Raw genomic sequence first — 7775 nt, 5'->3', positions numbered from 1 at the left:
GGCCCTGGGAGTGCGGTGCTCCGAGGTGACGCTCGGCGAGTGCGACGGCGTCCCGGTGGCGACCGTGCGCGTGCGGAGGACTGCGGGCGACAGGGACGGGCACATGGGGCCGGACGGTGCGCTCAAGACGCGCCAGAGCGTGAGGGTTGCCGTGATTGCCGGAAGCCCCGCCGAGAGGCTAGCGGAGATTGCCACGGGACGCCTGCGCAACGGCATGGAGTGGCTGTCCGGTGACGGCCCAGCGCCTGGCAAGGGCCGCGCGAGACACGCGTTCGGAGCTGCGCTGAGGTCCTCTGGCCTTCCTCGCATGTCGTTCCAGTCGCTGCGCCCGTCGTGGCAGACGGTAGCGCGCCACAGGCTGCTCCTTGACCAGTCGGTGATTGAGTCCCTTATGGGCCACGCCATGCCGGGGGTGACCGGCAGGCACTACGAGAGGCCGCGTCCCGCGCAGCTCGTCGAGGCCGTGGCGGCGGCATACGCGAGGACGCCCGTGTGGGAGCATAGGGACGATTAGGGACGCGAAGCGGTTATGCAAGCCATTTACCTGCTGTTTTACAAATGTGAATAGACGACGCGTGTCTGGTGGTTCTTTTTTGCATGTCTCAAGGCGAACTCAAGAGACGTAAGCGTCTTTCCGCTCCCCGTAGGCATGTCAAGCAAGAAGATGCCGGTGGGGCTATCCGCCAACTGGCATGCACGCTCAAGCATCTCTGCACGAGCTGAGTTAACCGGAGTGTTTGGAGCACCCGAGAAGCGCTCGGATCGATAAGTTACGAGACGCTCAAGCAATTGTTCAACAGTACATTGCACTTCCCTGGCTGCTAGGCGGACTTCGTAGTTTTCCGGACTTCTCACACGCTCTGTATCAAGCCAGTCCGCATCCACGAGAGAGCTGAAGATAAGCCTTTCCATGGTGAACATATTGAACGTCGCGAGTTCTTCGCGTCTGCAATCGACTGGACGCCTCAATGGAAGCAGGGCCCTTCTCGTCGAAATATCCTCTGGTGGAAGCATCGTTTCATATGCCGCGAATTCGTCACGAAGGTCATCATCCGGGTGTGTCTCGCTGTCAAGCCGAATTCTTCCCTCGACTTCCGAATTGTTCTGCAGCCCGGTATGGTGTCCAGAAACTATAGGTACAAGGGGATTCCCCTCATTAATCTGGTTTTTCGGATACACCAAGCGAGCGAGACGGGCGCCCGCACTCGAGTGATCGAAGGCGGGGTACTTCCCCTCGAGACGCAGCTGAAACTCCGGATACGCCTTGCCCGCATCGTGGAGCGCACCGGCAGCTTCTGCCCAAGGGCCTGCATCGAACGGTGCGGCAAACTCTCCTGCCATACGGCTGACTTCGTGGAGATGATCCTCCAGCGTCTGCCAGTCACTCTTGTCTGGCAGCAGACCTGAGTGTGCGTACTTCGTCATGCGACCCCCCCCCGCCCATCTTGCTTCATTTCGATAGTAGCAATATATCTTTCATGTTAGTTAGTCGGGTAAATAAAATGACTTGAACGGGAGCATATTGCCGCCAAACGCAAAAGCCCTGTGGCAGATATACATGCCACAAGGCTTTTTCTGACGCGAAACCCGTCTAACAAACATGTTTCAATCCACGTCGCAGCCAAGGGCAAGCAACGACAACACTACGTTTTGACTTTACCATCGAAGCACAACTCGGCTATTCGTCAAACAAATCCGAATGAGTTCCAGTCCGTGCCGCAACGAGTATGAGCGCGTCCCTATCAATGGAGTACACAAGCAACCAATCTGGCCGAACATGGCATTCTCGGAAGCCAATGTATCTACCTACAAGCGCATGGTCACGATATCGTTTTTCAAGCGTCTCTTCATTAGACAAGCTTTCAAGTACGGTCCGCAGCTCGCTCATATCTAAGCCACGTCTTTTTGCCTTCTTGTAGTCCTTTTTGAACTGCGACGTAAATACAAGCTTCAGCCACATCGCTCGTACCTACTCGTCCAGCGCGGAAAACATAGATGCAACGGAATCGTATGAGTCGGCCGACACCTTCCCATTCATGATGTCACGAGCCTCGACCATTGCCACCTCTGTTTCCGTGTTGTAGCGAGGCTGGCGTACGTCAAACGGCAGTCCGCCCTCCATGACTGACTTGCAGAGGAACACATTGATTGCCTCGGTAAGGGTCATGCCCAGGTCCGAGAAGATGGACTCAGCGTTAGTCTTCACCTGTGGATCTACACGCATGCTAATTGTGGCTGTCTTGGCCATGTTTTAATCCTCTCTTATGTATTGCATTGTGTTGTTAATGTAACACATTTGTACCAAGAGAACTTGAGTGAACAATCTGCGTCTCATGAAGTCACGCCTGAGAGAAGTCATTCGATTTGGACTTTGCTCAGACAAGAGTCAAGACCCTTACTCGCCATTGACGCAGTTAGCTCTGAAGACGGAGAGCCGACATAGATTCTTATGAATCAACTCAATCTCATACCATCGTCTCCCCCACAAAAAAGCGCGGCCCCCGGGAGCCGCGTCGTACGTTCTGCCTTATAGTCTCGCCTTACTCGCGGAACGCAATCTCCCCCGTCTCGGAGTCCATCGACTCCACGATGGCCAGCGAGTCGACGCGGTAGCCCTTGGCCCGCAGACTGTCGCCGCCTGGCTGGAAGCCCTTCTCCACCGCGATGCCAATGCCCTCCACAGTGGCGCCCGCGGCCTCGCATATCTCTACCAGGCCGTCCATGGCGCAGCCGTTGGCCATGAAGTCGTCGATAATCAGCACGTGGTCGTCCTGACCCAGGAACTTGGCGGACACGATCACGTCGTACTCGCGCTTGTGGGTGAAGCTGGTGATGCGCGTGGAGTACACGGTGCCGTCCAGGTTCACGCTCTGGCTCTTCTTGGCGAAGACCACGGGCACGCCGAACTCCTCGGCCACGATGGCGGCGATGGCGATGCCACTCGCCTCGATGGTGAGGACCTTGTTGATGGGCGCGCCGTCGAAGTCGTGCCTCCACTGGCGCGCCATCTGACGGAAGAGCCCGATGTCCATCTGGTGGTTCAGGAACGAGTCGACCTTGAGCACCTGGTCGCTCTTTACTACACCGTCCGCCTTGATGCGCTCTTCCAGCAGCTTCACCTGCGACCCCCCCGCTGCTCGCGAATAGATTTGCAACAGGATACGACATCGCGCACGATGGCGGGTCATCCGGTGCCAAAGCCGACACAAAGCGTCCCAAAGGAGGCGGCACACAGCTTCACGCAACTATTGACCGACTTTGCTCATGACTTCGCATGGCGTCGCAAATCTAGTCGCCGTCTTGCATGTTCGAGAAAATGCATGCAGGTCATTTAGAGACTTTTTTGATGCTTTACCATCTTTCGTGAAAGGCCGTAGCGCCACTCTCACCTGGTAATACACAAATCACGTAACAATCTTGAAATATGTACGGAAACATGTTACAACGAACTTGGTCAGCGGTTGGCTCGCTAGCGGGGAAAGGTGGGTTGCCATGTCGGTCACTGGTGCTCTAGTCTTCGACTCCCTGTTCACGGTCATCGCCGTGCTGCTGCTCACGGCGGTCGTCTCTGGCATCGACGCCATCTGCCACAGGAGGCAGAACCAGTCTGGGCCCGAGGCCAACCACAGCAAGCGCTGCGACAGCTCCGCACAGCGCATCCGCCCCCAGGGGCTGTATCCCCTCTAGCGCGTCGCAGGCGCTTCCGCCCAAAAACCTCGCGAGGCCGGCACGATGACCTGGCCGCGCAGACGCCCCGTGGGTCCGGCTGGCCCACGGGGCGGTTTGTTGCGCAGAAAACTGCTCGAGACACTCGCGGCAAAGAACGAAGGCTTCTCTCTTTCGTCTGCCTACTGCCGGTAGTACTTCAGGAAGTCGTTGAGCTTCACCATGGCGTCCTCGAGCACCTCGATGCGCGGCAGGTAGACGATACGGAAGTAGCCCGGGGTCTCCCAGTTGAAGCCCTTGCCGTGCACGATCAGGACCTTCTTGTCTCGCAGCAGGTCGAGGGCGAAGCGCTCGTCGTCCTGGATGTTGAACTTCTTGGGATCGAGCCGGGGGAAGATGTAGAAGGCCGCCTTGGGCTTGACCACGCTGACGCCGTCCATGTCGCACAGCGCGTTGTACACGAACTCCCTCTGCTCGTAGATGCGCCCGCCCGGCACGATGTAGTCGTTCACGCTCTGGTGCCCCCACAGCGCCGTCTGCACGATGGACTGCGCCGGCACGTTGGAGCAGAGCCGCATGTTGGACAGCATGTTGATGCCCAGCATGTAGTCCTCCGCCATGTGCTTGTTGCCGCTCAGCACCATCCAGCCGATGCGGTAGCCCGCGATCATGTGGGACTTCGAGAGCCCGCTGAAGGTCACGCAGAAGAGGTCCGGCGCCAGCGAGGCGATGCTCACGTGCTCGCCGCCGTCCATGACCAGGCGGTCGTAGATCTCGTCCGAGAAGATGATCAACTGGTGCTCGCGGGCGATGTCGACGATCTCTTGCAGGACCTCGCGGGGGTACAGAGCGCCCGTGGGGTTGTTGGGGTTGATGATCACGATGGCCTTGGTGCGATCGGTGACCTTGGAGCGGATGTCGGCCATGTCGGGGTACCAGTCGCTCTGCTCGTCGCAGAGGTAGTGCACCACGGTGCCGCCGGCCAGCGTGGCGCAGGCCGTCCACAGGGGGTAGTCGGGGCTGGGAATCAGAATCTCGTCGCCGGAGTCGAGCAGCGCCGACATCGAGAGGTTGATCAGCTCGCTCACGCCGTTGCCGGTATAGATGTCGTCCACCGAGACGTTGGGCAGGCCCTTGATCTGCGAGTACTGCATGATGGCCTTGCGGGCCGCGAAGAGGCCACGCGACGCGGAGTAGCCCTCGCAGTCGGTGAGCTGGTGGCGCATGTCGTGGACGACCTCGTCGGGCGTCCTGAAGCCAAAGGGCGCCGGGTTGCCGATGTTGAGCTTGAGGACGTGGGTGCCGCTCTCCTCCATGCGGTTGGCCTCGTCGACCACGGGTCCGCGCACGTCGTAGAGGACGTTGTCAAGCTTGCTGGACTTCTTGAACTGGCGCATCTTGCTTCCCTTCGAAGGCTGCGCACCGGCAGCATGGCTGTGGTCGGTCTGGAGGCTGGAGGTCGCGGGGGACGACGTTGCCGCAGATGCCGCATACGACTCGTGCGTCGTGGATGCCTCTCGCGCCGCGGATGCGTTGGACGCCGCGGATGCGACCTCCGCCGTTTCGGGCCCGAAGGCCCCCGTAGCTCGTCCCTTGCCCCGCGCGAGCCAGTCGACGTCGACGCCGAGGAGCGACGCGAGCAGCACCATGGAGGCCGAGCGCGGCAGGGTCTTGCCGCTCACGTACTGGCTCAGTTGGCTCTTGCCGAGCTTCTCTCCCCTGTCTTCCGCCGCGCGGATGAGGTCGACTTGCTTGAGCCCGCGCTCTGCCATCGCCTGCTCGAGGCGGGCTGAGAACGCCTGGACGTCGGTCTTTCCTGCCATGTCCCTCCTCTTGTTCAATTCTCTTGTCGTGTGAAGTTCAATTTAGGGGAGAGAATAGCACTCACACAACCGGAATAGTGGCTCAAGTTCAAAATAGTTTTGAACTCCTCGTGGCGCCTATGGATCGCCGGGGCGCGAGCGGACGCGTCGGCCGCACGCCGGCACCACTCGCGTGCGCGTTGAGCACCGGTCACGTAACGACGGCATTCCTGTCAGAATGCTGTCTTTCCTCCCCAGCAACTGGTCAAATGCAAGAATCGACAGCATTCTGTGAGATTTGCTGTCTTTCCAGCACGTGATGGGACGACCGATGTCAGCGTAAGCATCCGGCACGAAACTACGACAAACCCCACCCCGTGCCAGAATCGTCCTTGACCCCCACGTAACGTGAGGCCGTACGCTCGTGCCAAGGAGGTGCCACAGTGGAGAAGTACACGACAAAGCAGCTGGCGGAGCTCGCAGGCACGAGCGTACGGACGCTCCACTATTACGAGGAGGTGGGCCTGCTGCACCCAAACGCATGCCCAACGGCTACCGCAGCTATGGTCCCGCTGACGTGGAGCGCCTGAGGCAGATCCTCGCCATGCGGGCATGTCGCATGCCACTCGCCGAGATCAGGCAGTTGCTCGACGGCAGCGACACCGACGCGGTCGGACTCCTCGCACGGCACCTCGAGGAACTACGCGCGCAGGAACGCCAGGTCAAGGAGGCCATCGCGCGCACGAGGGCAGCCATGGAGCTGCTGGAGGGAGTGAGCAGGATGGGCACGAGGGAAGGCTTCGAGGAGCTCAAGCAGCGTCGGCTCGAGGAATTCGAGAGCAGCTACGGCGACGAGGCGCGCAGGCGCTATGGGGCTGACGTGATCGACCAGACCAACGAGCGCCTGATGGGGCTCTCGCAGGAGGAGTGGAACGAGAAGGACCGGATCGAGAAGCGCATCATCGAGCTCCTGGCGGAGGCCAAGGCAGACGGTGACCCGCGAGGCCCCAAGGCTCAGGAGCTCTGCCTGCTCCACCAGCGCTGGATCAAGATCCACTGGGGAGAGGAGAGCTACAGCACAGAGGCGCACTGCGGACTGGCCAGGCTCTACCTCGCCGACCCGCGCTTCATCGACTACTACGACGGTGCAGCGGGGACGGGGGCGACGGAGTTCCTCGTCGCCGCACTCGAGGCCAACCTCTAGGCCTCACGGCGGCGCGCGAAGTGCCCTTGAGGCTATCTGCGTGCCAAAAAACTGCGCATTGGATTTCTTTCAGGCGAATGCGACCTGGGCAAACGTCCGTCATCTCCACAATTCGGAGCTACCGTGCGCAATTTTTTTCGCGTGACGCCACGAAGACCACGCGACGGACGTAGTCGACGCCCCCGAACGATATCCGCGGGCCCGACGCACCGCCGCTCCCGATGCACTCGCTGCGCCCGACGCACCGCCGCTCCCGATGCACCCGCAGCACAAAAGGGCTGCGACCCCAGACGGAGCCGCAGCCCTTCCCCATCCCAGCCGGCACGAGGGCCGACCAACCTGCGCTACTTGGCGGGCAGGACGTCCTGTCCGTAGGTGTCGGTGAGGTACTGCTTGAAGTCGTCGGAGGTGAGCACGGCGACCAGCTTCGCGATGCACTCGTCGTCCTTCTTCTGGGGCCTGGTCACGATGTAGTTGGCGTACTGCTCGACGGCCTTGCTCTCCGCGGACTCGATGGCCACGGCGTCAGCCACGTGCAGGCCGGCCTCGATGGCGTAGTTGCCGTTGATGACGGCGAAGTCCACGTCCTGGAGCTGACGCGCGACGGCGGCTGCCTCCACCTCGACGAACTTGAGGTTGTGGGGGTTCTGGGCCACGTCGAGAGGCGTCGCGTCGAGCTTCTCGGGGTCGCTCAACGTGAGCAGGCCCTCCTGCTGCAGGAGCAGGAACGCACGACCCTCATTGGTGGGGTCGTTGGGCACGGCGATGGAGGCGCCGTCGGCTATGGCCTTGAGGTCACTCGACTTGCCCGCGTACACGCCGAAGGGCTCGTAGTGGATGGCGGCGACGCCCACGAGGTCGGTGCCGTTCTGCTCGTTGTAGTTGTTGAGGTAGTTGATGTGCTGGAAGTAGTTGCAGTCCACCTCTCCGGAGCTCACCACCTGGTTGGGAATGATGTAGTCAGTGTACTCGCGCACGTCCAGCGTCAGGCCCTGCTCCGCCAGCTTGGGGGCGGCGAAGTCGGTCAGGATCTTGGCGTGAGGCGCGGGGGACGCGGCGACGGAGAGGGTCGAGGCGTCCGCGGCGGCGGAGCCGCTGCCAGG

The 7775-nt window shown here is 60.8% G+C and carries 9 protein-coding genes and 1 pseudogene; 4 read left to right on the top strand and 6 right to left on the bottom strand.

What is annotated here, in order from left to right; translation table 11 throughout:
• The coding region (locus tag BQ7388_RS12505; protein WP_159430852.1) for a site-specific integrase at positions 1–514 on the top strand (514 nt) is incomplete at its 5' end.
• Positions 515–552: 38 nt separating this feature from the next.
• On the opposite strand, the gene BQ7388_RS10690 is transcribed toward BQ7388_RS12505, so the two are convergent.
• The 4 genes from BQ7388_RS10690 to BQ7388_RS10675 all read right to left on the bottom strand — a co-directional run bounded on the left by BQ7388_RS10690 (position 553) and on the right by BQ7388_RS10675 (position 3119).
• Positions 553–1425: a CRISPR-associated endonuclease Cas3'' gene (locus BQ7388_RS10690; protein WP_072500646.1), complete on the bottom strand. Its 873-nt coding sequence runs from the start codon at positions 1423–1425 to the stop codon at positions 553–555.
• Positions 1426–1678: 253 nt separating this feature from the next.
• Positions 1679–1960 carry a type II toxin-antitoxin system YafQ family toxin gene (locus BQ7388_RS10685; RefSeq protein WP_072500645.1) on the bottom strand — a complete coding sequence of 94 codons (282 nt, stop codon included), beginning with the start codon at positions 1958–1960 and terminating at the stop codon, positions 1679–1681.
• Positions 1961–1969: 9 nt separating this feature from the next.
• On the bottom strand, positions 1970–2248 hold the full coding sequence (locus tag BQ7388_RS10680; RefSeq protein WP_009278652.1) for a type II toxin-antitoxin system RelB/DinJ family antitoxin: 279 nt from the start codon (positions 2246–2248) through the stop codon (positions 1970–1972).
• A gap of 292 nt (positions 2249–2540) precedes the next feature.
• Positions 2541–3119 carry a xanthine phosphoribosyltransferase gene (locus tag BQ7388_RS10675; RefSeq protein WP_062531799.1) on the bottom strand — a complete coding sequence of 193 codons (579 nt, stop codon included), beginning with the start codon at positions 3117–3119 and terminating at the stop codon, positions 2541–2543.
• Positions 3120–3492: 373 nt separating this feature from the next.
• Here BQ7388_RS10675 and BQ7388_RS10670 point away from each other — a divergent pair, with 373 nt between their 5' ends.
• On the top strand, positions 3493–3687 hold the full coding sequence (locus tag BQ7388_RS10670; protein WP_062531798.1) for a hypothetical protein: 195 nt from the start codon (positions 3493–3495) through the stop codon (positions 3685–3687).
• Between the two features lie 161 nt (positions 3688–3848).
• Here BQ7388_RS10670 and BQ7388_RS10665 read toward each other — a convergent pair whose 3' ends face one another.
• Positions 3849–5489: an aminotransferase class I/II-fold pyridoxal phosphate-dependent enzyme gene (locus BQ7388_RS10665; RefSeq protein WP_072500644.1), complete on the bottom strand. Its 1641-nt coding sequence runs from the start codon at positions 5487–5489 to the stop codon at positions 3849–3851.
• Between the two features lie 422 nt (positions 5490–5911).
• Between BQ7388_RS10665 and BQ7388_RS13145 the strand changes: the two are divergent.
• Together BQ7388_RS13145 and BQ7388_RS10660 are read left to right on the top strand one after the other, a co-directional pair.
• A pseudogene (locus tag BQ7388_RS13145) lies at positions 5912–6060 on the top strand (MerR family transcriptional regulator); the annotation flags it as partial.
• 12 nt (positions 6061–6072) lie between these two features.
• Complete coding sequence (locus tag BQ7388_RS10660) at positions 6073–6672, top strand: MerR family transcriptional regulator (protein ID WP_407668496.1); 600 nt, start codon at positions 6073–6075, stop codon at positions 6670–6672.
• A 344-nt stretch (positions 6673–7016) separates the two neighbouring features.
• Here the strand turns inward: BQ7388_RS10660 and BQ7388_RS10655 are convergent.
• The coding region (locus tag BQ7388_RS10655; protein WP_072500643.1) for a MetQ/NlpA family ABC transporter substrate-binding protein at positions 7017–7775 on the bottom strand (759 nt) is incomplete at its 5' end.

This window comes from Olsenella phocaeensis, from assembly GCF_900120385.1.
GTDB classification, from domain to species: domain Bacteria; phylum Actinomycetota; class Coriobacteriia; order Coriobacteriales; family Atopobiaceae; genus Olsenella_I; species Olsenella_I phocaeensis.
Note: the sequence above shows the minus strand (reverse complement) of the source record. Positions and strands in the feature narration are given on the sequence as shown.

Coding starts and splice junctions, on each gene's coding strand:
- BQ7388_RS10660 (WP_407668496.1), top strand. CDS start 6,073: ATGCGGGCATGTCGCATGCCACTCGCCGAGATCAGGCAGTTGCTCGAC.
- BQ7388_RS10690 (WP_072500646.1), bottom strand. CDS start 1,425: ATGACGAAGTACGCACACTCAGGTCTGCTGCCAGACAAGAGTGACTGG.
- BQ7388_RS10680 (WP_009278652.1), bottom strand. CDS start 2,248: ATGGCCAAGACAGCCACAATTAGCATGCGTGTAGATCCACAGGTGAAG.
- BQ7388_RS10670 (WP_062531798.1), top strand. CDS start 3,493: ATGTCGGTCACTGGTGCTCTAGTCTTCGACTCCCTGTTCACGGTCATC.
- BQ7388_RS10685 (WP_072500645.1), bottom strand. CDS start 1,960: ATGTGGCTGAAGCTTGTATTTACGTCGCAGTTCAAAAAGGACTACAAG.
- BQ7388_RS10665 (WP_072500644.1), bottom strand. CDS start 5,489: ATGGCAGGAAAGACCGACGTCCAGGCGTTCTCAGCCCGCCTCGAGCAG.